Source organism: Caballeronia eucalypticola, assembly GCF_047608185.1.
Lineage (GTDB): Bacteria > Pseudomonadota > Gammaproteobacteria > Burkholderiales > Burkholderiaceae > Caballeronia.
In genome coordinates this window covers 102939-127959 of record NZ_JBLKRU010000018.1, presented here as the reverse complement: position 1 = coordinate 127959, position 25021 = coordinate 102939, and the positions used below count along the sequence as shown (strand labels likewise).

Annotated in this window: 20 protein-coding genes; 17 read left to right on the top strand and 3 right to left on the bottom strand. The window is 60.4% G+C overall.

The features are described from left to right. The first annotated feature begins 178 nt into the window (after positions 1-178). From ispG to ACMX25_RS21315, 14 genes are all read left to right on the top strand, one after another. The gene (gene ispG, locus ACMX25_RS21380) at positions 179-1498 is read left to right on the top strand and encodes a flavodoxin-dependent (E)-4-hydroxy-3-methylbut-2-enyl-diphosphate synthase (RefSeq protein ID WP_414952070.1); all 1320 of its coding nucleotides are present in this window, start codon (positions 179-181) and stop codon (positions 1496-1498) included. A 6-nt stretch (positions 1499-1504) separates the two neighbouring features. Further along, positions 1505-2851, top strand: coding sequence for a histidine--tRNA ligase (gene hisS / locus ACMX25_RS21375; RefSeq protein ID WP_414952069.1), 1347 nt, complete (start codon positions 1505-1507; stop codon positions 2849-2851). Between the two features lie 101 nt (positions 2852-2952). Then, positions 2953-3582, top strand: a complete 630-nt coding sequence (locus ACMX25_RS21370; RefSeq protein WP_414952068.1) for a YfgM family protein — start codon at positions 2953-2955, stop codon at positions 3580-3582. Positions 3583-3743: 161 nt separating this feature from the next. Further along, positions 3744-4883, top strand: coding sequence for an outer membrane protein assembly factor BamB (gene bamB, locus ACMX25_RS21365; protein ID WP_414952067.1), 1140 nt, complete (start codon positions 3744-3746; stop codon positions 4881-4883). 506 nt (positions 4884-5389) lie between these two features. Beyond that, a complete protein-coding gene (der, locus tag ACMX25_RS21360; protein WP_414952066.1) occupies positions 5390-6727 on the top strand; it encodes a ribosome biogenesis GTPase Der in 1338 nt (445 codons plus the stop codon). A gap of 151 nt (positions 6728-6878) precedes the next feature. Then, entirely contained in the window at positions 6879-7115 is a 237-nt protein-coding gene (gene hfq / locus ACMX25_RS21355; RefSeq protein ID WP_031356421.1) for an RNA chaperone Hfq, read from the top strand. Between the two features lie 29 nt (positions 7116-7144). Continuing rightward, positions 7145-8431 carry a GTPase HflX gene (gene hflX / locus ACMX25_RS21350; protein ID WP_414952065.1) on the top strand — a complete coding sequence of 429 codons (1287 nt, stop codon included), beginning with the start codon at positions 7145-7147 and terminating at the stop codon, positions 8429-8431. Between the two features lie 47 nt (positions 8432-8478). Continuing rightward, positions 8479-9960 carry an FtsH protease activity modulator HflK gene (gene hflK, locus ACMX25_RS21345; RefSeq protein ID WP_414952064.1) on the top strand — a complete coding sequence of 494 codons (1482 nt, stop codon included), beginning with the start codon at positions 8479-8481 and terminating at the stop codon, positions 9958-9960. 11 nt (positions 9961-9971) lie between these two features. Beyond that, the gene (gene hflC, locus ACMX25_RS21340; protein WP_414952063.1) at positions 9972-10889 is read left to right on the top strand and encodes a protease modulator HflC; all 918 of its coding nucleotides are present in this window, start codon (positions 9972-9974) and stop codon (positions 10887-10889) included. 45 nt (positions 10890-10934) lie between these two features. Continuing rightward, entirely contained in the window at positions 10935-11126 is a 192-nt protein-coding gene (locus ACMX25_RS21335) for a DUF2065 domain-containing protein (protein WP_031356417.1), read from the top strand. 163 nt (positions 11127-11289) lie between these two features. After that, on the top strand, positions 11290-12441 hold the full coding sequence (locus ACMX25_RS21330) for an ATP phosphoribosyltransferase regulatory subunit (RefSeq protein ID WP_414952062.1): 1152 nt from the start codon (positions 11290-11292) through the stop codon (positions 12439-12441). 174 nt (positions 12442-12615) lie between these two features. Further along, complete coding sequence (locus tag ACMX25_RS21325) at positions 12616-13962, top strand: adenylosuccinate synthase (protein WP_414952061.1); 1347 nt, start codon at positions 12616-12618, stop codon at positions 13960-13962. Positions 13963-14065: 103 nt separating this feature from the next. Then, on the top strand, positions 14066-14626 hold the full coding sequence (locus tag ACMX25_RS21320) for a phosphoribosyltransferase (protein ID WP_299706698.1): 561 nt from the start codon (positions 14066-14068) through the stop codon (positions 14624-14626). 271 nt (positions 14627-14897) lie between these two features. After that, entirely contained in the window at positions 14898-16790 is a 1893-nt protein-coding gene (locus tag ACMX25_RS21315) for a potassium transporter Kup (protein WP_414952060.1), read from the top strand. 127 nt (positions 16791-16917) lie between these two features. On the opposite strand, the gene ACMX25_RS21310 is transcribed toward ACMX25_RS21315, so the two are convergent. After that, on the bottom strand, positions 16918-19287 hold the full coding sequence (locus tag ACMX25_RS21310) for a Tex family protein (RefSeq protein WP_414952059.1): 2370 nt from the start codon (positions 19285-19287) through the stop codon (positions 16918-16920). A gap of 216 nt (positions 19288-19503) precedes the next feature. On the opposite strand from ACMX25_RS21310, the gene ACMX25_RS21305 reads away from it, so the two are divergent. The 3 genes from ACMX25_RS21305 to ACMX25_RS21295 all read left to right on the top strand — a co-directional run bounded on the left by ACMX25_RS21305 (position 19504) and on the right by ACMX25_RS21295 (position 23236). Beyond that, the gene (locus tag ACMX25_RS21305; RefSeq protein WP_414952058.1) at positions 19504-20505 is read left to right on the top strand and encodes a colicin transporter; all 1002 of its coding nucleotides are present in this window, start codon (positions 19504-19506) and stop codon (positions 20503-20505) included. A 74-nt stretch (positions 20506-20579) separates the two neighbouring features. Continuing rightward, positions 20580-20801, top strand: a complete 222-nt coding sequence (locus ACMX25_RS21300; RefSeq protein ID WP_414952057.1) for a DUF465 domain-containing protein — start codon at positions 20580-20582, stop codon at positions 20799-20801. 212 nt (positions 20802-21013) lie between these two features. Further along, positions 21014-23236 carry an ATP-dependent DNA helicase gene (locus ACMX25_RS21295; protein ID WP_414952094.1) on the top strand — a complete coding sequence of 741 codons (2223 nt, stop codon included), beginning with the start codon at positions 21014-21016 and terminating at the stop codon, positions 23234-23236. A gap of 140 nt (positions 23237-23376) precedes the next feature. On the opposite strand, the gene ACMX25_RS21290 is transcribed toward ACMX25_RS21295, so the two are convergent. Together ACMX25_RS21290 and ACMX25_RS21285 are read right to left on the bottom strand one after the other, a co-directional pair. Then, positions 23377-23838 (bottom strand): hypothetical protein, encoded by a 462-nt coding sequence (locus ACMX25_RS21290; RefSeq protein ID WP_414952056.1) that lies wholly within the window; start codon positions 23836-23838, stop codon positions 23377-23379. 320 nt (positions 23839-24158) lie between these two features. After that, positions 24159-24944: an outer membrane protein assembly factor BamD gene (locus ACMX25_RS21285; RefSeq protein ID WP_414952093.1), complete on the bottom strand. Its 786-nt coding sequence runs from the start codon at positions 24942-24944 to the stop codon at positions 24159-24161. Between the last annotated feature and the right edge of the window lie 77 nt (positions 24945-25021).

Genomic DNA, 25021 nt, shown 5'->3' with positions numbered 1-25021 from the left:
GAAATTACGCCACATGGCGCGAGGGGCTTTGAGGTCGGTTCTCAGCCTTGACACGGAGTTGTGCGAAGATTTCATCAAGGCGTCGCAAAGGTGGCGGCGCCGTTTTTATGTCCTCGAGTCTCATTCATGTCCAGATACGCGTCACCGTGTGATAGCCGGCGGCGCAAAGGGTCTCTAGATGCAATCCGAAGCTCAACAACCCCTTATTGAAAGCAAGATCTGTTCGACGGAGCCAGTCTTCGGCGGATCGTGGAAACGGCGGGCGTCGCACGCTGTCGACGTCCGTTGGGGCGGCCAGCTCGTCACAATCGGCGGCGATGCGCCCGTGCGCATCCAGTCGATGACGAACACCGATACCGCCGACGCCATCGGCACGGCGATCCAGATCAAGGAACTGGCGCAAGCCGGCTCGGAACTGGTGCGGATCACGGTGAATACGCCCGAAGCAGCAGCAGCAGTGCCGGCAGTACGCGAGCAGCTTGACCGGATGGGCGTGACGGTGCCGCTCGTCGGGGACTTTCATTACAACGGTCATACGCTGTTGCGTGACTACCCTGCGTGCGCCGAAGCGTTGTCGAAATACCGGATCAATCCGGGCAACGTTGGCGCGGGAGCCAAACGCGACACCCAGTTCGCCCAGATGATCGAAGCGGCTGCGCGCTATGACAAGCCGGTCCGGATCGGCGTGAACTGGGGCAGCCTCGACCAGGATCTGCTCGCGCGGATGATGGATGAGAACGCGGCCCGTCCCACGCCTTGGGAAGCGCAAAGCGTGATGTATGAAGCGCTGATTCAATCGGCGATCGGGTCGGCGGAACGCGCGGTCGAACTCGGCCTCGGACGCGACAAGATTATCCTGTCGTGCAAGGTAAGCGGCGTGCAGGACCTGATCGCGGTGTATCGCGAATTGGCGAAGCGCTGCAGCTTCGCGCTGCACCTCGGTTTGACCGAAGCGGGAATGGGATCGAAGGGCATTGTGGCGTCGACGGCGGCGTTGTCGGTGCTGCTGCAGGAAGGAATCGGCGACACCATCCGCATCTCGCTTACGCCGGAACCGGGCGGCGCACGGACCGGCGAAGTGATCGTCGGCCAGGAAATTTTGCAGACCATGGGCCTGCGTTCGTTTACGCCAATGGTGATTGCGTGCCCGGGCTGCGGACGCACGACAAGCACGTTGTTCCAGGAACTGGCGTCGCAGATTCAAACGTACCTGCGCAACGCAATGCCCGTTTGGCGCGATGAATTTCCCGGCGTCGAAAAAATGCATGTCGCGGTGATGGGTTGCATCGTGAACGGGCCGGGCGAGTCGAAGCAGGCGAATATCGGCATCAGTTTGCCGGGGTCGGGCGAGAACCCGGCAGCGCCGGTGTTTATCGATGGCGTGAAGGTCAAGACGCTGCGCGGCGAGCATATCGCCCAGGATTTCCAGCAAATCGTCAGCGAGTACGTGACGCGGACCTACGGCAAGCGCGAAACCGCGCAGGCAGAAACACTTTAAAGACAGATGACTGAACAGAAGAAAAAGCTTGAGAAGCTAAGCGGCGTGAAGGGCATGAACGACATCCTCCCGCAGGATGCCGCGTTGTGGGAATTCTTCGAAAGCACCGTCAGGTCGATGCTGCGCGCATACGGCTATCAGCAGATCCGCACGCCGATCCTCGAGCCCACGCAGTTGTTCACGCGTGGCATTGGCGAAGTGACGGATATTGTCGAGAAGGAAATGTACAGTTTCACCGACGCCCTCAACGGCGAGCAGCTCACGCTGCGCCCGGAAAATACGGCGGCTGTGGTGCGTGCATCGATTGAACACAATCTGCTTTACGACGGCCCCAAGCGGCTGTGGTACATCGGTCCCATGTTCCGTCACGAACGTCCGCAGCGCGGGCGGTATCGCCAGTTTTATCAGGTCGGCGTGGAAGCGCTCGGCTTTGCAGGACCGGACACCGACGCTGAAATCATCATGATGTGCCAGCGCTTGTGGGACGATCTTGGACTTTCCGGAATTCGGCTCGAATTGAACTCGCTCGGCCAGCCGGAAGAGCGCGCGGCGCATCGCAAGGAATTGATCGCCTATCTCGAGCAGCACGTCGATGCACTCGACGAAGAATCGAAGCGCCGTCTCTATACCAATCCGCTGCGCGTGCTGGATACCAAGAATCCCGCCATGCAGGAGATTGCGCAGAACGCGCCGAAGCTCGTCGATTTCCTTGGGGCCGAATCGCTCGCGCACTTCGACGGTGTTCAGCGTTTGCTGAGGGCGAACAACATTCCGTTCAAGATCAATCCGCGTCTGGTTCGTGGCCTCGATTACTACAACCTCACCGTGTTCGAATGGGTGACCGACAAGCTCGGCGCGCAAGGCACGGTGGCGGGCGGCGGCCGCTACGATCCGCTGATCGAGCAGCTTGGCGGCAAGGCAACGGCGGCGTGCGGCTGGGCGATGGGTGTCGAGCGCATTCTTGAATTGCTGAAAGAAGAAGATCTCGTGCCGGCGCCTGAAGGAACCGACATCTACGTGGTGCACCAAGGCGAAGCGGCGGCGGAGCAGGCGTTTATCATCGCCGAGCGGCTGCGCGATACCGGCCTGGACGTGATTCTGCATTGCAGCCCGGACGGCACGCCGGCGAGCTTCAAGTCGCAGATGAAAAAGGCCGATGCCAGCGGCGCGGCATTTGCCGTGGTGCTGGGCGAGAATGAACTGGCGCAGGGGATGGTTGGCGTGAAGCCGCTGCGTAGCGCATCGGTCGAGTCGACGGGTCAAAAGAACGAGCAAGCCACGGTGCCAGTGGAAGACTTGACCGAATTTCTAATCAATGCGATGGTGGCAACCGCCGACGACGGCGCCGACTAATTTATCGGGCGGCGCCGCGCGGTCAAAGCCGTGCGGCGGGCCGAAACAATGGCGTGCAGCGTTGCGCGTGAACACAAAAGCAGTCAAGGAATACGCAGGGCATGAGCTATCACGAAGAACAAGAGTCACTTGAAAACCTGAAAGCCTGGTGGGCGAAATGGGGCAATTCCACGACCTGGATTGTTCTTGCGGTGCTCGTCGTCGCGGCCGGCTGGAACGGCTGGAATTTCTGGCAGCGCCGGCAGGCTGCGGAAGCCGCCGTGCTCTACGACCAGGTGCAGCAAGCGGTGGCATCGAGTGACAAGGCAATGGTCACGCGCTCGGCAACGGACATGGAAGACAAGTTCGGCGGCACCGCTTACGCGCAGATGACGGCGCTGGCCGCCGCCAAATCGCTGTACACCGCAGGGGACAGTGCAGGGGCTAAAACCCAACTGCAATGGGCCGCCGATCACGCGAAAGACGCTGAATACAAACAGATCGCGAAATTGCGGCTGTCTTTGTTGCTGCTTGACGAAAAGGCATATGACGCTGGGCTGAAGGTACTCGCCGACGCGCCGCTCGACGCGTTCAAGGGCGTGGTGTCGGACCGTCGCGGCGACCTGCTGGTGGCCGAAGGTAAGCGCGATGACGCGCGCGCGGCCTACAAGGTCGCACTTGACACGCTGCCGAAATCCGATTCGTCCGCCCGTCAACTGGTCCAGTTCAAGCTGGACGCACTCGGGGGCTAGCGCCGACGGCGGGCCTCGAAGCCTGTCAGTCGACCACGTCCTTATGCGGGCGCGCTGCTCACTAGGTTAAAGTCACCGGTTTGCAATGGTGCATCTAACTTGGCCGAGCACCACGCCGCACACCGATCAACCGATTTCACTTATTCATGTTGCGTCCACCGATGACCTTTCTGAAACGCTACGCTCTCCCGCTCGCTTGCGCGATGACGGTTATGCTCACCGCCTGCGCCACCAAGGACGAGCGCCGCGTACCGACTCCGCTTGTAGACATCAAGCCGGTTCTAACCGTGGAGCAGGCCTGGAAGGCGAGCGTCGGCAAGGCCGGTCGTTACCTGTTCTCGCCGGTGGCGGTCGGTGACTTCGTCTACGCGGCGGGCGCCAACGGCACGGTAGCGAAGATCGATGCAAAGACTGGTCAGGACGTATGGCGCATCAAGCTTAAGGACGATCTGTCGGCGGGCGTGGGCAGCGACGGTAACCTGACTGCGGTCGGTGGCCTGAAAGGCAGCGTGTACGTGCTCGGACCGGACGGCAAGCAACTCTGGACAGCAACTGCGCCGGGCGAAATCATCTCGCCGCCGCTGGTCGGCAATGACGTGGTTGTCGTTCGGACAATCGATGGCAAGGTCATCGCGTTCAACGCGCAGACCGGCGAACAAAAGTGGATCTTCCAGGCGCGCGCCGTGCCGCTCAACCTGCGTGTGGCTGCCGGCATGACGTTCGCGGCTTCCCAGGCGGTCCTGGCGGGCTTCCCGGGCGGTACCTTCGCAGCAATCAATCTGCAGACTGGCGATACCTACTGGCAGACACCGGTGTCATTCCCGAAGGGAGTCACTGAAGTCGAGCGTATCAACGACGTAACCGGCGCGCCAACGCTAGTGGGATCGGAGACGTGCGCGGTCACCTTCCAGGGTCGCATTGGCTGTTTCGATGCGAACTCCGGCCGTCCGCAATGGGAAAAGGCATTTTCGAGCGACAGCGGCTTGGCGCAGGACAATGAAATTGTTGCAGCCGGCGACGACTGGTCGATCGTCAACGCGTTTAGCGGGATCGACGGCGCGCCGCTCTGGAAGAACGACAAGCTGAAGAATCGCATGGTCAGCGTGCCGTTCATCCTGGGCCGCGCGGTCGTGATTGGCGACTACCAGGGTTACGTGCATTTCCTTTCAACGGCTAATGGCGAATTCGTCGGCCGGGCCAAGACTGACGGCAGCGCAATCACCGCTGCGCCGGTGCTGGCGGGCGATACTTTGGTTATCCTGACGCACGATGGCGGGCTGTACGGTTTCCGTCCGCGTTGATTGAATGGTTTGATGCGATAACGTTTTGCCGAACGTGCCGGCTTTGCCGGCCGTTCGCGTTTTTCCGGACTTTTTTGTTTTTGAGTCCGCGCCGTGCGAATAGAATCGATTCATTAAAGCCCGCGCGACGAAATTATCGTGTGGCAAATAAGCGCACAAGCAGCACACAGGTAGCACACAGGCAGTACAGGCAACGGTACAAGTAACAACAGGCATCACCAGGCATCGGGATTCCGGCAGCAGTTTTGTACAAGCCGCTCCACACCTTCGGGTGACGTTGCTCGATCGATCATGTCGTTTGGCGGAGCGCTCAGCGCGTTCCACATGCGCTTCAAACGCCATGAACGTGGAACATCGCTGCACGCCGCGGTCGCTCCGCTGGAACCGTGCTAATTTTCGACACATCGCCGGGCCACGCACACTCGCGGCTCGCCGTTTCCGGACTTTTATCCGGCGCGCGCCGGGCCGGAATCATCCGCCTTGCGTTCAACTGTGAACACCATCTGATGAAACCCGTAATTGCCCTCGTGGGGCGCCCCAATGTGGGGAAATCGACGCTTTTCAACCGCCTGACCCGTTCGCGCGATGCACTCGTCGCCGACTTGCCCGGCCTTACCCGGGATCGCCACTACGGCGAAGGGCGGGTTGGCGACCGGCCTTATCTGGTCGTCGACACCGGCGGTTTCGAGCCGGTCGCGAAAGACGGCATCCTGCACCAAATGGCTCGCCAGACGCGCCAGGCAGTGGAAGAGGCCGACGTGGTCGTCTTCATCACCGACGGCCGCAACGGACTCGCGCCGCAAGACAAGGCGATTGCGGACTACCTGCGCAAGAGCGGGCGGCCGCTGTTCCTCGTGGTCAACAAGGCCGAAGGCATGAAGTACAGCGCCGTTGCCGCAGACTTCTACGAACTGGGCCTCGGGGACCCGCGCGCAATCTCTGCGGCGCATGGCGACGGCGTCACGGAAATGATCGGTGACGCGCTCGAAATAGCCTATGCCGGCCAGCCGGAAGAAGACCCCGAGGAAAAGGCGGCGCGCGGCGTGAAAATCGCGATCGTGGGACGCCCGAACGTCGGCAAGTCGACACTGATCAATGCGTTGGTCGGCGAGGAGCGGGTGATCGCGTTCGACATGCCCGGCACCACGCGCGACTCCATCTATATTGATTTCGAGCGAAGCGGCCGCAAATACACCCTGATCGATACGGCTGGGTTGCGTCGTCGCGGCAAGGTGTTCGAAGCGGTGGAAAAGTTTTCGGTGGTGAAGACGTTACAGTCCATTTCCGACGCTAACGTAGTGATTCTGCTGCTGGATGCGCAACAGGACATCTCCGATCAGGATGCGCATATTGCGGGCTTCGTGGTCGAGCAAGGACGTGCGCTGGTGGTAGGGGTGAATAAATGGGACGGATTGGATTCGCATGTGCGCGAGCGCACCAAGGCCGACCTGACGCGCAAGCTCAAGTTTTTGGACTTTGCTAAATTTCATTACGTGTCGGCGCTGGAAAAGACGGGCATCAGCCAGTTGATGAAGTCAGTGGATGACGCCTACGCCGCCGCCATGGCCAAGTTGCCCACGCCGAAGCTCACGCGCGCGCTCATCGACGCGGTTGAATTTCAGCAGCCGCGCCGCCGCGGACCGATTCGTCCGAAGCTGCGTTATGCGCACCAGGGTGGACAAAATCCGCCGATCATCGTCGTGCACGGAAATGCCCTCGACGCGATCACCGACACCTATAAACGTTACCTCGAAGGGCGCTTCAGAGAAACTTTTGGGCTGGTAGGGACTCCATTGCGCATAGAGTTCCGTTCAAGCGCGAACCCTTACGCGGACAAAGGCTGAATCCCGCGTGCACCAAGCGTTTCGCCGGGTTTCAGGCGGCCGTGGCGCGCTGGTGCGAAAATGAAAATCGGCTATAGTGTAGCGATTGACGGCGGATCTCTTTTTCTTCGTCGCAATCACGTCAACCTGCAAAAATAATACGGAGTTTGCTATGAGCAACAAAGGGCAATTGTTACAAGACCCGTTTTTGAACGCACTGCGAAAAGAGCATGTGCCTGTATCGATCTACCTGGTCAACGGCATCAAGCTGCAAGGCAATATTGAATCGTTCGACCAGTACGTCGTGTTGCTCCGGAATACGGTTACCCAAATGGTCTATAAGCACGCCATTTCCACGGTCGTGCCGGCGCGTCCAGTGAATTTCCACCCGGATGCAGAAACGCCCTAAACCTCGCAGCGTCCGGTGTGATGGCATGAATGAACGTGCTAATTCACCGGTCGCTTCAAAATGAAAATATTAATTTGATCAACGCAGCGCTTGTCGGTGTCGACTTCGGAAAAATCGATTTCGATGCCAGTCTCGAAGAACTCAGTCTGCTCGCACAAAGTGCGGGTGCTCATCCCGCCGTCACCCTGACCGGTCGCCGTTCCAGCCCCGATGCCAAGATGTTTGTCGGCAGCGGCAAAGTCGAAGAGCTGCGCCTCGCGTGCGAAGCCAACGACGTGGAACTCGTCATTTTTAATCACGCCCTCGCGCCCGCGCAGCAGCGCAATCTGGAAACGGCGCTGGACAGGCGCGTGATCGACCGCACCAGTCTTATCCTCGATATTTTCGCGCAGCGTGCCCGCAGTCATGAAGGCAAGCTGCAGGTCGAACTCGCCCAGCTCACCTACTTGTCCACCCGGTTGATCCGTGCGTGGACTCACCTTGAGCGGCAAAAGGGCGGTATCGGCTTGCGCGGCCCGGGTGAAACGCAGCTTGAAACCGACCGCCGTTTGATCGGCGAGCGGATCAAGGCGCTCAAGGCGAAGCTGAAGAAGCTGCAGCGTCAACATGGCACGCAGCGACGCCAGCGCGGGCGCAACCGGACTACATCGGTATCGCTTGTCGGTTATACGAACGCGGGCAAGTCGACGCTCTTCAACGCGTTGACGAAAGCGCAGGCCTACGCGGCGGACCAGTTGTTCGCCACGCTCGACACCACCTCGCGCCGGGTTTATCTCGGCGAGGAAGCGGGTCAGGCCGTGGTGTCGGATACGGTCGGGTTCATTCGCGACCTGCCTCACCAACTGGTCGCGGCATTTCGCGCAACGCTTGAAGAGACGGTTCAGGCGGACTTGCTGCTGCATGTAGTGGATGCATCGAGCATGGTGCGGCTCGACCAGATCGAGGAAGTCAACAAGGTGCTGAGCAGCATTGGCGCCGACGGCATTCCGCAAATCCTCGTCTTCAACAAGATCGATGCAGTGCCTGAGCTCGCGGCCCGTAACGATCCGGTTGAAAGGGATGAGTATGGTAATATTTTGCGCGTCTTTTTAAGCGCGCGAACGGGTCAGGGACTCGACGCACTGCGCACGGCGATCGCCGAATTTGCGGCTTCCGAACCCAAAGATAACAACGAGTACACGGAACTTCCGGACGGCACAATCGTGCCGGAGTCCATGGATAGCACATCCGACGACGGAACCGCGCTACCGGAAGATCACCGGTCAGCCGACGAAAGTGAAAGTGATGACCGCAAGGTCCCCGAGCACGGGCACTGATCTGTTTCGATTTGCATTGACCCGGCTGTCTAATGGTGAATCACCGAGTGAACGACTACAACGAGCGGAGTAACCGGCAGCTTTCGCATGCCGTCTTTTCGATCAACGACCCGCGCTGGGGACGGGGCGACGGCAATGGCGATGGCAAAAGCCAGGAGCAGAAGCGTCCGCAGGAACAAAAGCGCCCATCGAAGGACAAGGACGGCGAAGGGCCGCCGGATCTCGACGAAATGTGGCGTGACTTCAACAAGAAACTCGCGGGCTTGTTCGGCAAGAAGCCGGCCGGCGGCGGTCCGCGTGCTGACAACGGCCGCGGCGCCAAGATCGGCTTGGGCATAGTTGTCGGCGTCTTGATTGCGATCTATCTGGGTAGCGGCGTATTCGTCGTACAGGATGGCAATGTGGGTGTCGTGTCGCGCTTCGGGAAGTATGAGGAGTCAGCGGATGCGGGTATCCATTGGCGTCTACCGTATCCGTTCGAGTCGCACGAGATCGTCAATACGTCGCAAATTCGTTCGGTCGAAGTCGGTCGCAACAACACCGTGACCCAGGCCAACGTGCGCGACGCATCGCTGCTGACGCACGACGCGGATATCGTCGAGGTGCGGTTTGCCGTGCAGTATCAGATCAAGTCGGCTACCGACTATCTGTTCCGCAATGTCGATCCTGATCAAAACGTGACGGAATCGGCGCAGGCGGCCATTCGCGAGATCGCGGGCACGCACAGCACCGACGACCTGCTTTTCAAGGATCGCGAAGCATTGCGCGCGAAGCTTCTCGACACCATCCAGGCATCGCTCGATTTGTACAAGACGGGCTTGCAGGTGACGGGCGTGACCATCGAAAGCGTGCAGGTGCCGGCCCAAGTTCAGCCGGCGTTTGAAGACGCCGCGAAGGTGCGCCAGGACAACGAGCGCGCGGTCGACACCGCGAAAGCCTATGCCGATCAACTGTTGCCGCGCGCGAAGACCGACGCGGCGCGCATGGTCGACGACGCGAAGGGCTATAGCAACCGGGTCGTTTCGCAGGCGCAAGGCAATGCCGAGCGCTTTAAGCAAGTCTATGCAGAATATTCGAAGGCGCCGGCAGTGATTCGTCAACGCATGTATCTGGACACAATGCAGCAGATTTATTCGCGTGCGACGAAGGTGTTCGTCGACAGCAAGAGCTCGAACAACGTGGTGTATCTGCCGCTCGACAAACTCGTCGATGCAAACCGTCAGAACGCGAACGCAGCGGCTGCTGGAACGGTGCCATCGGGCGCGTCGGGTGTCGCCGCAGGGACGGTGCCTTCGGGCGCCAGTCAACCGATCGGCGCCGCGCCTGCCGGCGTGATCGGAGGCTCCATCACGCAGGATGCGCGTGCCGAAAGCGCATCGGCGGCTTCGGCCGTGACTGCCCAGTCCGCCGCGCCTGCAAGCGCCGCAGCGTCTGCTGCTGCTTCGGGCGCTGCCGCGCAGTCATCGGGTGACCCATTGCGCTCGCGCGATGCGTTCCGTTCGCGTTCGCGCGAAGACGACACGCAATGAGGAGCGCGATCATGAATCGAATCATTGCGCTTGTCGTAGCCGTGGTAATCGTATTGTTCATCGGTTCCTCCATGATGTTCGTGGTCGATGAACGCCACGCGGGTGTGGTCACAGCACATGGCGGCGGTACGCCCACGCTCGTCGCGCCCGGCCTCCATTTCAAGTTGCCGCCCCCGTTCCAGACGCTGACGCTGATCGACACCCGTACGCTCACGCTCGACGAAGCAGGCTCGGATCGCTTCAACACATCGGACAAGAACGAAGTGATCGTGAATACGGTCATCAAGTATCGCGTGGCCGATCCGCTCAAGCTGTTTGAAAGCAACGAGAAGAACACGCAGACGGCGCAGGACCGGCTGGCTGCGCTGACGCGCACCGCGTTGACGTCGTCGTTCACCAAACGTCCGCTGACGGATGTGCTGGGTGAGCAGCAGGTGATTGCGACCGAAGCGCAGAAAGCGATCGAGCAGCCTGCAGCGGCGTTCGGCGTTGAGCTGGTGGACTTGCAACTGACGCGCATCGACTTTCCGCCGGCGGTGGCCGATTCAGTCTACAAACGCATGATCGCGGCGCGCCAGCAAGCGGCAGCCGAGGAGCGCGCGAAGGGGACGGCAGACGCCGATGCACTGAAAGCGGCCGCGGAGCGTCAGCAGGAATCCATTCTTGCCGATGCTTACAAGGAAGCGCAGACGATCAAGGGTGAGGGTGACGGCAAGGCTGCGTCTATTGCCGCCGATGCATACGGCGTCGATCCGCAGTTCTACCAGTTCTATCAAAGCCTCGAAGCGTATAAAAAGACCTTCAATGCCGGCGACGTCATGGTTGTCGATCCGAGCAGCGATTTCTTCCGCTTCATGCGCAGCCCGAATGGTGGTGCTGCGCCGAGCGGCAGCGATGCCACCCCACCGACGCTCGCGCGCAAGCGCTGAGATCGTCCAAGCGTCGCGGCGAAAAGCCGCGGCGCCTTTAATCGAATGGATATGGCTGCATCGTTACTGCTCGCGATCGCGTTGATGCTGATTATTGAGGGGATGTTTCCGTTCGTCTTCCCTAACTCCTGGCGCGATACGTTCCGCCGGATCGCACAACGGCCGCCGCACCAGATTCGTATCGGCGGACTGATCGCCATGGTGCTTGGCGTTATCCTGCTGATTATTGCGACTTGACCCAGTGACTTGACCCAGTGACTTGACCCAGCGGCTTGACCCTGGCAACCCAAAAATTCAAAGCGGGTCGACGTGTAGTCTCCAGTCACCCATAGACTCAAAGCTTGCGCTCATCTGCGGCGAGAATCCCGCCGCGCTCAAACGCTCCGTAGGAAACGCATCGATGTCCACCTGGTTACTTCCCGAGAATATCGCCGACGTCTTGCCGTCCGAGGCTCGCAAGATTGAAGAATTGCGCCGTCGGATGCTCGACCGTTTTCGTTCGTACGGCTACGAACTTGTCATGCCGCCCATGCTCGAGTATCTCGAGTCGCTGCTCACCAGCGGCGGCAGCGACCTGAATCTGCGCACCTTCAAACTCGTCGATCAATTGTCCGGCCGCACGCTCGGCCTGCGTGCTGACATTACGCCGCAGGTATCGCGTATCGACGCGCATTTGCTGAATCGGCAAGGTGTAACGCGTCTTTGCTATGCAGGCAACGTGCTGCACACGCGCCCGCGCGGTCTGCACGCTACGCGCGAGCAGATTCAGATCGGCGCGGAAATCTACGGCCATGCAGGACTGGAAGCGGATCTCGAGATCCAGCAATTGATGCTGGATTCGCTGCGTCTGAGCGGCCTCGATAAAGTGCGCCTCGACCTCTGCCACGCCGGTGTCTTGTCGGCGCTGCTTGAGTTGGAACCGTCGGCGGCGGCGCTCGGTGAAGCGCTGTTCGACGCGCTCGGCGCGAAGGATGTGCCGCGTCTGAACGAGCTCACGGCCAAGCTCGGCGATGTAGCCCGGGACGCATTGCGCGCGTTGCCGTCCCTGTATGGCGACGCTGCCGTGCTCGACGAAGCGCGGGCGCGGCTGCCGAATCTTCCGGTGATCGGCCGGGCACTAGACGACCTCGCGTTCCTGGCGGCTCAAGCGAACGGCGCCGAGTTGATGATCGATCTCGCCGATCTGCGCGGTTACGCGTACCACAGCGGCGTGATGTTCTCGGCTTACGTTGACGGCGTGCCGAATGCAGTGGCGCGAGGCGGCCGTTACGACGATGTCGGTTTGGCCTACGGCCGCGCGCGCCCGGCAACGGGTTTCTCGCTCGACCTGCGCGAAGTCGCGCGTATTTCCCCCGTCGATGCCCGCGGCAGCGCGGTCCTCGCTCCGTGGAAGCACGACGAACCGCTGCTCAAGGCAGTTGCGCAATTGCGCGACGCAGGCGAAGTGGTGATCCAGGCGTTGCCTGGTCACAACCATGATCTCGATGAATTCGCGTTCGATCGCGTGCTGGTGGAACGTGATGGAAAGTGGGTCGTAGAGGCCCGTTCCTAGCGGTTTTGCGGTTTGCCGGTCCGATTTTTATCGACACATGGCGGCAAACCGCAGACAAAATTCTTGCCAGATCCAATCGATGAAATATCAATACGCGTTCGCAAATACCGGGAAAAACTCGGAACCTTCCGCGAACATAGGTAAAATGCTTTTTTAACCAGCTATCAAATTGACATGTCTGCCAGCGCAGTGAATGTGAACCCGGGGCGCAACGTCGTCGTGGTCGGCACCCAGTGGGGTGATGAAGGCAAGGGCAAGATCGTCGACTGGTTGACGGACCACGCCCAAGGCGTCGTGCGCTTCCAGGGCGGTCATAACGCCGGCCACACGCTGATTATCGGCGGCAAGAAAACCATCCTTCGACTGATTCCCTCGGGCATCATGCGCGCCGGCACTGCCTGCTATATCGGCAATGGTGTTGTGTTGTCGCCGGAAGCGCTCTTCAAGGAAATCGGCGAGCTGGAGTCGGCAGGCGTCGACGTCCAGAAGCGGCTGTTCATCTCCGAAGCCGCCAACCTGATCCTTCCGTATCACATCGCTATCGACCAGGCTCGCGAAGCGCGGCGCGGTGCAGCGAAGATCGGCACGACCGGGCGCGGCATTGGCCCGGCGTATGAAGACAAGGTTGGCCGTCGCGGCTTGCGCGTGCAAGATCTGTACGACCGCGAAGTTTTCGCTGAGCGCCTGCGCGAAACCCTCGATTTCCACAATTTCGTGCTGACCGGGTATCTGGGCGCTCCTGCGGTGGATTACCAGGAAACGCTGGACACCATGTTCGGCTACGCCGAGCGCCTTGCGCCCATGGTGACCGACGTATCGCGCCGTCTCTATGACGAAAACCACGCTGGCCGCAACCTGCTGTTCGAAGGTGCGCAAGGCACGTTGCTCGACGTCGATCACGGCACATACCCGTATGTCACATCGAGCAATTGCGTGGCGGGCGCGGCGACTGCGGGTGCGGGCGTGGGTCCGCAAAAGCTCAACTACATTCTCGGCATCACGAAAGCGTATTGCACGCGCGTGGGCGCAGGTCCGTTCCCGAGCGAGTTGTATGACGCCGACAACGCCAGTCGCCAGGAGCAGGTTGGCCTGACGCTCGCGACCGTTGGCAAGGAATTCGGCTCGGTCACTGGCCGTCCGCGCCGAACCGGCTGGCTTGACGCTGCCGCGCTGCGCCGCTCGATTCAGATCAACGGTATCTCGGGTTTGTGCATGACGAAGCTCGACGTGCTCGACGGCCTGGAAGAAGTGAAGCTGTGCGTGGGCTACAAGCTCGATGGCAAAGACGTGGACATCCTGCCGCGCGGTGCTTCGGAAGTGGCGCGTTGCGAGCCGGTGTACGAGACGTTCGGCGGCTGGAAGGAAAGCACCATTGGCATCACGCAATGGGACAGCTTGCCGGCCAACGCGCGTGACTATCTCTCGCGTATCCAGGAAGTGGCGGGCGTGCCTATCGACATGGTGTCGACCGGTCCGGATCGCGATGAAACCATTCTGCTGCGTCATCCGTTCAAGGTTTAAGTAGCCCGGACGTGTAGCATCGACGAAAGTGGCCGCGAATGAGCGGCCACTTTTGCATATTCAACAGGCGTACAGTGCTGTACATATCGAAAAGAGTTTTACCATGATCGCGATGAAAGATCCGCGCAACGACGACCGGAACCTGTGGGTCGGCTGGGACGAATATCACCGGCTGATCGAATTGCTCGCGCTCGCCGTGCATGACTCCGGCTGGAAGTTCGACAATATCCTGTGTCTTGCACGTGGCGGCCTGCGGGTCGGCGACCAGCTTTCGCGCATCTATGACCTGCCGCTTGCCATCCTGGCGACGAGTTCGTATCGCGAGGCGGCCGGCACGGAGCAGGGCGCACTCGATATCGGGCAATACATCACTATGACGCGCGGCGAGCTGTCCGGCAACGTGCTGCTTGTAGATGACCTCGTTGACTCCGGCGTCACGCTTTCGCGCGTGCAACAGCACCTGAAGGACCGCTATCCGGCGGTCACGGCCGTGCGTTCCGCCGTGCTTTGGTACAAAGGCTGCTCCAAGGTGAAGCCCGATTACTTCGTGCAGTTTCTTGAAACAAATCCGTGGATTCATCAACCGTTTGAAGAATGGGACACTGTCCGGCCTCATAACCTCGGTGCGTGGATCAAGCGCGGCGTGCAGGACGAGCGGGGCTGATTCAATTCCTGAAAGAATGAAACCGAAACGAAACGCCGTTCGATTCGCCAATCTGGTGTGATCGAGCGGCGTTTTTTTGCTTATAGCCAGTCGCAGCCAGTTAAAACGGGCTAAAGGCGGAAAGCGCCGCGCATGCACCTTCGTGGCTTTGCCGCAATGCTAAACTGCCGTCTCGCTCCGGTCGTAGCGGTATCACAACAGGCCGGTCGGGCGCCGCACGCAACGTTAGAATGGCGTTCGTTTTTTCCGCTTCGGACGGCTTCCCGCGTTTATGAACAAAATGACTCACGCGCACGAGCGCAAACAGCCGCTACCTGCCCTCGCACTTGCCGCAATCGGCGTGGTGTTCGGCGATATCGGCACCAGCCCGCTGTACGCGTTGAAAGAAGCCTTCAGCAAATCGCACGGTATTCAACTGAGCGAAGCCTCCATCCTTGGTGTCATCTCGCTGCTGTTCTGGGCGATCATGATCGTGGTCTCCATCAAGTACGTGCTCTTCGTGATGCGCGCCGACAACAACGGCGAAGGCGGAGTCCTCGCTCTGATGACGCTCGCATTGCGCACGTTGAAAGGGTCAGGACGTGCAACCGGCGTGCTGATGATGCTCGGCATTTTCGGCGCATGCATGTTTTACGGCGATGCTGTGATAACACCGGCGATGTCGGTGATCTCGGCGGTGGAAGGGCTGGAAATCGTCTCACCGGCGCTTTCTGAATGGGTGATCCCCATCACCATTGTCATTCTTGTGATGCTCTTCTGGATCCAGCGCCGCGGCACGTCGGTGGTCGGCAAGCTCTTCGGTCCGATCATGGGACTGTGGTTCTTAACGCTGGCCGTGCTTGGCGTTTATCACATCGTGCAAGTGCCACGCATATTGATCGCGTTGAATCCGTACTACGCGTTTTCGTTCATGGCCGCCCACGTGTTGCAGGCGTATATCGTGCTCGGGTCGGTCGTGCTGGTACTGACCGGCGCAGAAGCGCTGTATGCCGATATGGGGCACTTCGGCGCCAAGCCCATTCGTTACGCGTGGTATGGCCTCGTCATGCCGTCGCTCGTGCTCAATTATTTCGGCCAGGGTGCGTTGCTGATGCACTCGCCGGAAGCCGCCGAAAGTCCGTTCTTTCTCCTGGCGCCGGCATGGGCTTTGTTGCCTCTGGTGATCCTGTCGACGGTAGCAACGGTGATCGCATCGCAGGCCGTTATTTCAGGCGCGTATTCGCTGACGAGCCAAGCTATCCAGCTTGGTTACGTGCCGCGTATGAAGATCCTGCATACATCGGATCTGGCGATCGGGCAGATCTATATCCCGGTCGTGAACTGGATGCTGTTGTTCGTCATCCTGTGCATTGTGATCGGCTTCAAAAGCTCGGAGAATCTCGCCGCCGCGTACGGGCTTGCCGTCACGGCAACCATGCTGGTCACGACCATTCTCGCGTCTGTCGTGATGACCAAGCTGTGGGGCTGGAACAAGTTTCTGGTGGGCGCAATCATCGGCGTGTTTTTTATCGTCGATGTCGGGTTCTTCGGCGCCAGCCTGCTCAAGATCGAACAGGGCGGATGGTTGCCGCTGGGTATTGGCGGCGTGCTGTTCTTCCTGCTGATGACGTGGTTCAAGGGCCGCATGATCGTCAAGGACCGGACTGCCGCCGACGGTATTCCGTTGATGCCGTTCCTGCAGGGATTGCTTGCGCATCCGCCGCATCGGGTGTCGGGGACGGCAATCTACCTGACTGGTAACGACTCGCTCGTGCCTGTCAGCCTGCTGCACAACCTGAAGCACAACAAGGTCCTGCATGAACGGACCATCTTCCTGAATTTCGTTACGCGCGACGTGCCGTACGTCGATGACGACAAGCGTGTGGAAGTCAAGGACGCAAGCGGCGGTCTCTTCCTCGTGAAAGCACAGTACGGCTTTAACGAAACGCCCGATGTCAAGGCAGTGCTCGATGAGATCGGCCGTACCCACGACATGACGTTCGAGCTCATGGATACGTCGTTCTTCATGGCGCGCGAAACCGTGGTGCCGACGCAGTTGCCGGGCATGTCGGTGTGGCGCGAACGGGTGTTCGCGTGGATGCACCAAAACGCCGCGAAGCCGACGGACTTCTTCAGTATTCCCGCGAACCGGGTGGTCGAGTTGGGGACGAAGATCGAGATTTGATGGTGGTATCCGCGTTGGACCGTGGTGGCGTATGCGCTGCCCGGTTTGACCCGTCGAGGTAGCTAAAAAAACGGCCCGTTCATTGCGAACGGGCCGTTTTTATTTCTATCGAACCGTGTGGCTCGATCTATTTTTTCAGCTTGGCAAACGCCGCTGCCATCGCGCTTGCCGCTTCCGGTTCGCGCCTGCCGCCACCGTTGCCGCTGTTGTTGCTCCGGACATCGCGAGCGCTGCCTCCGCCACCCGAGCCGCCACGGCGGTCTTGCGCGCCACGTTGCGGTTGTTGAGCCGGAGAGCCCTCGGCGGCGAAGTCATCGTCGAGACGCATGGTCAGCGCGATCCGCTGGCGCTTCACGTCGGTCTCCACCACTTTCACCTTCACGACTTGCCCGGCTTTCACCACTTCGTGCGGGTCCTTGATGAACTTCGTCGACATCGCCGATACGTGCACCAAGCCATCCTGATGCACGCCGATATCGACGAACGCGCCAAACGCCGCGACGTTCGTGACCACGCCTTCCAGGATCATGCCCGGCGTGAGATCGGAGAGCTTTTCAACGCCATCGCGGAACGTGGCCGTCTTGAACTCCGGACGCGGATCGCGACCCGGCTTTTCAAGTTCCGCGAGGATGTCGCGCACGGTCGGCAAACCGAAACGCTCGTCGACGAATTCCGCCGGCGACAAACCCGACAACGCTTCGCGCTTGCCCATGACATCGGCGGCGTGCTTCTTGATCTTGGCTAGGATGCGTTCAACCACCGGATACGCTTCCGGGTGCACCGACGAGCGGTCCAGCGGATTCGAGCCGTTGTTGATGCGCAGGAATCCAGCGGCTTGTTCGAAGGTTTTATCGCCGAGACGGGGCACTTTCTTCAACTGATCACGCGATGCAAAGGGGCCGTTGGCATCGCGGAAATCGACGATATTGCGCGCAAGCGTGGCGTTCAATCCCGACACGCGTGCAAGCAGCGCAACCGATGCCGTATTGGCGTCCACGCCGACCGCGTTCACGCAGTCTTCGACCACTGCATCGAGCGAGCGGGCGAGGTCGCGTTGATTGACGTCATGCTGATACTGGCCGACGCCAATTGCTTTCGGATCGATCTTGACGAGTTCCGCGAGCGGATCCTGCAGTCGCCGTGCAATGGATACAGCACCGCGCAGGGTGACATCGAGATCAGGAAACTCCTTCGATGCCAGTTCGGACGCCGAATAAATCGATGCTCCTGCCTCCGACACCACGATCTTCTGCAGCTTCAATTCCGGATGCTTCGCGATCAATTCGCTCGCGAGCTTGTCGGTTTCACGAGACGCCGTACCGTTGCCGATACTGATCAGCTCGGCCTGCGTCTGCGCGGCGATCCGCGCGAGCTTGGCGAGCGAGCCGTCCCAGTCGCGACGGGGTTCGTGCGGATAAATAACGTCGGTGGCGAGCAGCTTGCCGGTGCGATCGACCACGGCCACTTTAACGCCGGTACGCATGCCCGGATCGAGGCCGATCACGGCTTTCGGACCTGCCGGCGCAGCAAGCAAAAGGTCCTTCAGGTTGCGGGCAAACACGCGGATAGCTTCGGCTTCAGCCTCTTCGCGCAAATTCGTCAGCAAATCATTTTCGATATTCGGCTGCACTTTCACACGCCAGCACCAGCGGCACACGTCCGAGAGCCATTTATCGGCTGGCCGCCCCTGATTCGCGATGCCCACGTGACGCGCGATCATCGCTTCGCCGGGATGCGGCACTTGTGCGTCGAGCTCTTCGCCCAGGCCCAGCTTGACCATCAATACGCCGGCATTGCGTCCGCGAAAAAGCGCGAGCGCCCGGTGCGACGGGACCGTACGGATGGTTTCCGAATAGTCGTAGTAGTCGCGGAATTTCTCGCCTTCCTCGGTTTCTTTCCCTTCCACGACGGTCGAGATCACGCTGCCTTGCTTGAACAGGTAATCGCGAACCTTGCCGAGAATTTCCGCCGTTTCGCCAAACTGCTCCGAGAGGATGTCGCGGGCGCCATCGAGCGCAGCCTTGATATCGGCGACCCCTTTTTCGGCATCCACATAACGCGCGGCTTCTGTTTGCGGATCGAGCGTCGGGTCGGCGAGGAGGGCGTCCGCGAGCGGCTGCAGGCCGGCTTCACGGGCGATCTGCGCACGCGTGCGGCGCTTCGGTTTGTAAGGGAGATACAGGTCTTCGAGCACCTGCTTGCTGTCGGCGCCTTCAATGGCTGCGCGCAGCTCGGGCGTGAGTTTGCCCTGCTCTTCGATGCTCTGGACAATCGTCGCGCGCCGGTCTTCGAGCTCGCGGAGATAGATGAGCCGTTCCTCGAGATTGCGCAATTGCGTGTCGTCGAGATTGCCCGTGACTTCCTTTCTATATCGGGCGATGAACGGAACGGTGGAGCCTTCATCGAGAAGCTGCACGGTCGCGGCGACCTGCCGCGGCTGCACATTCAACTCGGCGGCGATGCGCTGGACAATCTTGAGTGCTACGGTTTCCGTCATGGGGGTCTGCGTCAGCCTGCTGGCTCATCAAGGGCTTTTCGTACCGCGCATTTCACTCGCATTTCACTGTAAGCCGCGCGGACACTTTTGCCGGGTTGGTGAAGCGGGGCATTTTGCCATAAATGCCGGAGGGCTCCGGCGCTCGGTGATAGAATTTCGGCATCGTAGAAGCTGCTATTTCGCTTTCTTGCTACCTTCGTCTCCTTGACCGTCTCCTTGTCTATCACGCTGGCTATCACGTTGCCGACTTCCCGCCTTTCGCCCGCTTTGCCGACTGCTCCAGTCGATTCGTTCGCCTCGACCGGTCCGGCCGCACCGGGCGGTGTTGCCATTGTGGGGCAGGTCTTGCCGTTCGCCCGTTGTGTCGCGGCAACATTGATCGCGCTAGCCTGCGCGGGTGCCGGGACGGCCGCCATGGCGCAGTCACCGAAGCCCATCAACCCGGGTACGTCGGTCACGCAAACGCCGCTCGTTGAAAGCGGCGCGCAAGACAGCGCTGCGCAAACGGCATCGGGCGTGCCGGCGGGTCAGATCGAAGCCGGCGATGGCGGCGCAGCGCTAGCCACTGCGGACACCAACGGCTTCGGCGCGCGTCAGAAGGCATTGGACGTTCGCAGCGCGGAGAACAACTATACCTACGGGGTCAAGCAGCACAATTGCTACAGCGATTTCTTCGTCAATCACTGCCTGGACAAAGCCCGCGACGCCAAGCGTGAAGTAGCCAAGCAAATTCGCACGGAACAGTTGGCGCTTGACGACGAACAACGCTTGCAGCACGCGCAGCAGCGTGACCAGCAAACGGCGCTCAAGCGCGCGCAGTATGCGTCCGAGGCGCCGCAACGCGCGGCGAGCGAGAAAGCAAGCCAGGAATCGTTCGAAGAGAAGCAGCGCCAGAACGCGTTGTCGGCGGCGCAGCGAAATGCGGAAGCGCCTCAGCGCGCAGCGAACCAGGCTGATTACGACCGCAAGCAGGCGGATTACCAGAAGAAACTGGCCGATGCCGCCGCGCGCGGCGTGCAGGACGCGAAAGAGCGCGAGGACAAGGCGGAACGCTTTGCAGCCAAGCAACGCGACGCTGCCGAGCATCAGACGGAAGTCGCAGCCCGGCAGAAGGAAGCGGCCGCCAAGCAGCAACAGCGTGCACAGCAGGACGCGGCAGACCAGGCGCACCAGGCACAACTCAAGCAGCAACAACAGCAACAGCAACAACCGAAGTAAGCCGGAGCCGGACAGTAACCTCGGGCGATGCCGTCAGTGACCTTATGCGGCGCGCCGCCACCAGGGAGGCGAATATGCATGCGTATCCTGCAGCAGCAGTCGACACGGGGACGATCCGTGAACGGATCGCGGAGCTGGAAGCGGAGCATCACGGCCTGGATAGTCTTATCGGCAAGATGGCTGAGGTTCCCGGCATCAACGACTTCGAGATCAGGCGCCTGAAGAAGCGCAAACTCAAGGTCAAGGACACCATCATCCTGCTGCAGTTGCAGTTGGAACCGGACACGCGCGCTTGAATCCTTGATGCGCAAGGGAAGTGCAAATAAAGCGCAAATGACATGCGCGTGACGCATGCGCGGGCCGGAAGAATTTTTACGCCAGCCGCCTTTGGCGCCTCGTCGGCAAGGGTAGCGAAACTGGCTTGCCGACACGCGTCGTAAGCCGGAACACAAGCAGGAACATTCCTTTGAATTCGCCCGACAATGCCCTCACAGAGAACGCGGAATCCGTGCTGAAGCCGGCCGCGAAGGCGGGTGTCGTCGACACCACGCTTTCGCTCACGCTGGCACCGAAGCGCCGCACCGAACTCGACGCGATTTTCGCCGCCGAGGGTCTGTTGGCGCGTCAAATCGATGGTTATCGCTCGCGTGCTTCACAGGTCGACATGGCCCGCGCAGTCGCCGCAGCCATGGAGGCGTCCGGGCGCGCCATGCCCGAACCCGCGATGTTCGACGCGCAACGCCGGCCCGCGCGCAAGCTCGGGCCATCGGATGCGCCCGTCGTTCATGAAGAAGGCGCGGACGAGTTGGGTGTGGCGATGGCATCGACGGGAATCGACGGCGGAGAGAATACGCTGATCGTTGAAGCGGGTACGGGTACCGGCAAGACGTTCGCGTATCTCGTGCCGGCCATGCTGTGGGGCGGCAAGGTGATCGTCTCGACCGGCACGAAGCACTTGCAGGACCAGCTGTTCCAGCGCGACATTCCTACCGTGCGGGACGCGCTTGCCGTGCCGGTTTCGGTCGCCATGCTCAAAGGGCGCGCGAATTACCTGTGTCACTACTACCTGCAGCGCACGGCCGACAACGGCCGTTTGCCTACGCGCCAGGACACGTCGCATCTGCAGGAAATCATCCGTTTCGCCAAGATCACGCGCACTGGCGACAAAGCCGAACTCGCGAGCGTGCCCGAGAACTCGCCGGTCTGGCCCATGGTCACGTCCACGCGCGACAACTGTCTCGGCCAGGAATGTCCGCAGTACAAAGAGTGTTTCGTGATGCAGGCGCGGCGCGAGGCGCAGCAGGCGGATATCGTGGTGGTGAATCACCACCTGTTTTTCGCCGATGTCATGCTGCGCGACACCGGCATGGCCGAGTTGCTGCCCACGGCCAACACCATCATCTTCGACGAAGCGCATCAGTTGCCCGAAACCGCGACGCTGTTTTTCGGCGAGACGGTCTCCACCACGCAGTTTCTCGAACTGGCCCGCGATGCGGTAGCGGAAGGTTTGAGTCACGCCCGCGATTTCTCCGACTGGACGAAACTCGGCGCAGCGCTGGAACGTGCAGCTCGCGACGTAAGGTTGGCGTTCAAAGAAGATTCAGTGCGCATGTCGCTCGGTCAGCTTTCCGACGACCATCCGCTATTCGACGCGCTCGATACGCTCGAAGAGCATCTCGACGCACTCACCAAGGCGTTGGGCGAGCACGCTGAGCGGGCCGAGTCGCTGGGTGCGTTGCTACGCCGTGCGCGCGAATTGCAGGGCTTGCTGGGCGGCTGGACCGCGCCGCCAACTTCGGTCGAAAAGGCTGTGGCCGAAGAAGCCGAAGCGGCGGCAAAAGCCGATCCAAACGAAATGGTGCGATGGATCGAAGTGTTCTCGCATACGGTGCAGTTGCATGAGACGCCGCTGTCCGTCGCGCCGATTTTCTCGAAGCAGCGGGCGGGTGTGCCGCGGGCGTGGATCTTTACATCGGCAACGTTGTCGGTGCGAGGGGATTTCACGCATTACGCCGCGCAAATGGGCCTGAACGCGCGTCGCTCAATGACGCTGCCCAGTCCCTTCGATTACCCGACGCAAGGCTTGTTGTATGTGCCGCGTAACCTGCCACAACCGTCGTCGCCGAATTTCACCGACGCCGTGTTCGATGGCGCGTTGCCGGTGATCGAGGCGTCGAAGGGCGGCGTGTTTTTCCTGTGCACGACGTTGCGCGCGGTCGACCGGATTGCGATGCGATTGCGTGACACGATCGAGCAGCGCGGCTGGGACTACCCGCTGCTGGTTCAGGGCGATGCCAGCCGTACCGAGTTGCTCGACCGCTTCCGCTCTTACGGCAACGCGATCCTGGTGGGCAGCCAGAGCTTCTGGGAAGGGGTGGACGTGCGTGGCGACGCGCTGTCGCTGGTGGTTATCGACAAACTGCCGTTTGCGCCGCCCGATGACCCGGTGTTGTCGGCAAGGCTGGATGCGCTGACCAAGAAGGGCTTGAGCCCGTTCGCCGTGCATCAGCTGCCGCAAGCGGTGATTACGTTGAAGCAGGGCGCTGGGCGGTTGATTCGCGCGGAAACGGATCGTGGCGTGCTGATGATCTGCGATACCCGTCTCGTCGATAAACCCTACGGCCGGCGCATCTGGCAAAGCCTGCCGCCGTTCAAGCGCACGCGCGAACTGGAAGTGGTGCGCGCTTTCTTCTCCGATCCGGAAACGGTCGCGGATCAAGAAGACGACTGAGCGCGGCGGGACCTTGAACCCCTTGAACCGGCCGCCTGTCTGAGCGCCCAGTCCTCGGCGCGTTGTTGGCCTAATGCACTGCCTCGCGGACGTGACGCCGAATCAAACTGCGTTGATCGAACGGCAGCGCGCTATGCAAGTCAACCGCCGGGTGGTTGGGGCGACACCTTCTGCCAACCCGCAGGGCAAGCCTTCACGTACGGGTAATAGCCCTCGGGCCTGGCGCAGTAATACCAGTAGCCCGTTTGCGGCGCATTGCCGCCAGCCATATTCACTTGCTGCCCCTGTTCAACGTACTCCGCTGGCAGAGCGGCGTCGCCGACTGGCACGGCCGCATAAGGCGCATAAGGGTAATAGCCAGGGTAGTACCCCGAGTAATACGGGTATGGATACGGGTAGCCACCGATAAAACCCGGGCCAAAATAGAGGCCAACTGACCCGCTGCAACAACCGCCGTGGTAATAACCGCCGCCGTGATAGTACCCGCCGCCATGGTAATAGCCCCCGCCGCCGCCGTGATAGTAGCCCCCAGCCGTGGCGGCGCCGCTTGCACCCAGAGTCGCCAGCACCAGCAATAGCTGGCACGCTCTACGCCCGTTCATGATGATCACCTCGATTATTCGCGTCGTTTCAGGATTTTGATTCCCCAACCGGACCTTGCACAGCGCAGACCGTTTCGAACCAAACCTGCTATTCATAAGTGTATGAATTTCGCGGCGATTTTTCCGTCTTTGTGTAACCGGAAATGACACGTACGCCATTGGCATCGGATAACGGAGCCGGGCATCCGGTTAAGCCTGTGAAAAGGTCGTGCAAAAAAAAGCCGCGCTCTGAAATGAGCGCGGCTTTCTTACAAGACTTGACTGAACTGCAATACGGCTTTTGCAACGTGTTTCTTGCAGCGTTCAGCGTGACAAACCGCTTACCAGATTTGCCACCACGATTTGTTTTCCTTACCCGGGCGCGACTTGCCGGTGACATACGGGCTGTCCGGGAACGTAGCAGCCAGCACGCGCTTCGTGTCGCCTTCCAGTTGCGGCTGGTCGAGCTTGCCGTAAGACAGCATCATGATATGCAACGCGTCTTCCGTTGCAGGCGCATTCCGGTATTCACGGATCGCGAGCTGCGCGCGGTTGATTGCCGCCACATAAGCGCCACGCCGATAGTAATAATCCGCAGCGTGAACTTCATGCGAAGCCAGCGCGTTCACAATGTAGCGCATGCGTTGAGCGGCATCGGGCGCATACTTGCTTTGCGGATATTTGTCGACCACGACCTTGAATGCGTCGTACGATTCGCGCAGCGACACGGGGTCCCGCTCACTCATGTCCTGACCGGAAAAGCGGCCGAACAGACCGAGGTCGTCGTTGAAGTGGATCATGCCTTTCAGGTAATACGCGTAGGCAATGTCCGGGTGATCCGGATGCAACTTGATGAAGCGGTCGATGGCTGAATCCGCGGAGGCGGTCTCGCCGTCTTTCCAGTCGCAGTAAGCCACATTGATCTGCGCTTGTTGCGCAAAATGACCGAACGGGTCGCGACCTTCAAGGTTCTCGAAATACTTCGCGCATTTGCCGAAGTCGCCGCCGGTCAGCGAATCTTGCGCCTCCGAGTATAATTTGCCGTTATTCCACGTTGCCGTCTCGTCGGTTTTCTCGGGCAAACCATGACAGCCCGCGACAATGGCGGCACTCGCAGCCAGCGCCATGACCTTGACAGACGAGTTCGACGAAAGCCGGACCAGTTGACGGACAGGGTTCAAAACGGTTCTCAAAGCTTGATTCA

What these genes read in the sequence shown, in the direction of transcription:
- hflC (WP_414952063.1), top strand. Translation starts at nt 9,972, where the DNA reads ATGAATCGAATCATTGCGCTTGTCGTAGCCGTGGTAATCGTATTGTTC.
- hisS (WP_414952069.1), top strand. Translation starts at nt 1,505, where the DNA reads ATGACTGAACAGAAGAAAAAGCTTGAGAAGCTAAGCGGCGTGAAGGGC.
- ACMX25_RS21370 (WP_414952068.1), top strand. Translation starts at nt 2,953, where the DNA reads ATGAGCTATCACGAAGAACAAGAGTCACTTGAAAACCTGAAAGCCTGG.
- hfq (WP_031356421.1), top strand. Translation starts at nt 6,879, where the DNA reads ATGAGCAACAAAGGGCAATTGTTACAAGACCCGTTTTTGAACGCACTG.
- hflX (WP_414952065.1), top strand. Translation starts at nt 7,145, where the DNA reads ATGAACGTGCTAATTCACCGGTCGCTTCAAAATGAAAATATTAATTTG.
- ACMX25_RS21335 (WP_031356417.1), top strand. Translation starts at nt 10,935, where the DNA reads ATGGATATGGCTGCATCGTTACTGCTCGCGATCGCGTTGATGCTGATT.
- ACMX25_RS21300 (WP_414952057.1), top strand. Translation starts at nt 20,580, where the DNA reads ATGCATGCGTATCCTGCAGCAGCAGTCGACACGGGGACGATCCGTGAA.
- ACMX25_RS21325 (WP_414952061.1), top strand. Translation starts at nt 12,616, where the DNA reads ATGTCTGCCAGCGCAGTGAATGTGAACCCGGGGCGCAACGTCGTCGTG.
- ACMX25_RS21285 (WP_414952093.1), bottom strand. Translation starts at nt 24,944, where the DNA reads ATGGCGCTGGCTGCGAGTGCCGCCATTGTCGCGGGCTGTCATGGTTTG.
- der (WP_414952066.1), top strand. Translation starts at nt 5,390, where the DNA reads ATGAAACCCGTAATTGCCCTCGTGGGGCGCCCCAATGTGGGGAAATCG.
- bamB (WP_414952067.1), top strand. Translation starts at nt 3,744, where the DNA reads ATGACCTTTCTGAAACGCTACGCTCTCCCGCTCGCTTGCGCGATGACG.
- ispG (WP_414952070.1), top strand. Translation starts at nt 179, where the DNA reads ATGCAATCCGAAGCTCAACAACCCCTTATTGAAAGCAAGATCTGTTCG.
- ACMX25_RS21330 (WP_414952062.1), top strand. Translation starts at nt 11,290, where the DNA reads ATGTCCACCTGGTTACTTCCCGAGAATATCGCCGACGTCTTGCCGTCC.
- ACMX25_RS21315 (WP_414952060.1), top strand. Translation starts at nt 14,898, where the DNA reads ATGAACAAAATGACTCACGCGCACGAGCGCAAACAGCCGCTACCTGCC.
- ACMX25_RS21290 (WP_414952056.1), bottom strand. Translation starts at nt 23,838, where the DNA reads ATGAACGGGCGTAGAGCGTGCCAGCTATTGCTGGTGCTGGCGACTCTG.
- ACMX25_RS21320 (WP_299706698.1), top strand. Translation starts at nt 14,066, where the DNA reads ATGATCGCGATGAAAGATCCGCGCAACGACGACCGGAACCTGTGGGTC.
- ACMX25_RS21310 (WP_414952059.1), bottom strand. Translation starts at nt 19,287, where the DNA reads ATGACGGAAACCGTAGCACTCAAGATTGTCCAGCGCATCGCCGCCGAG.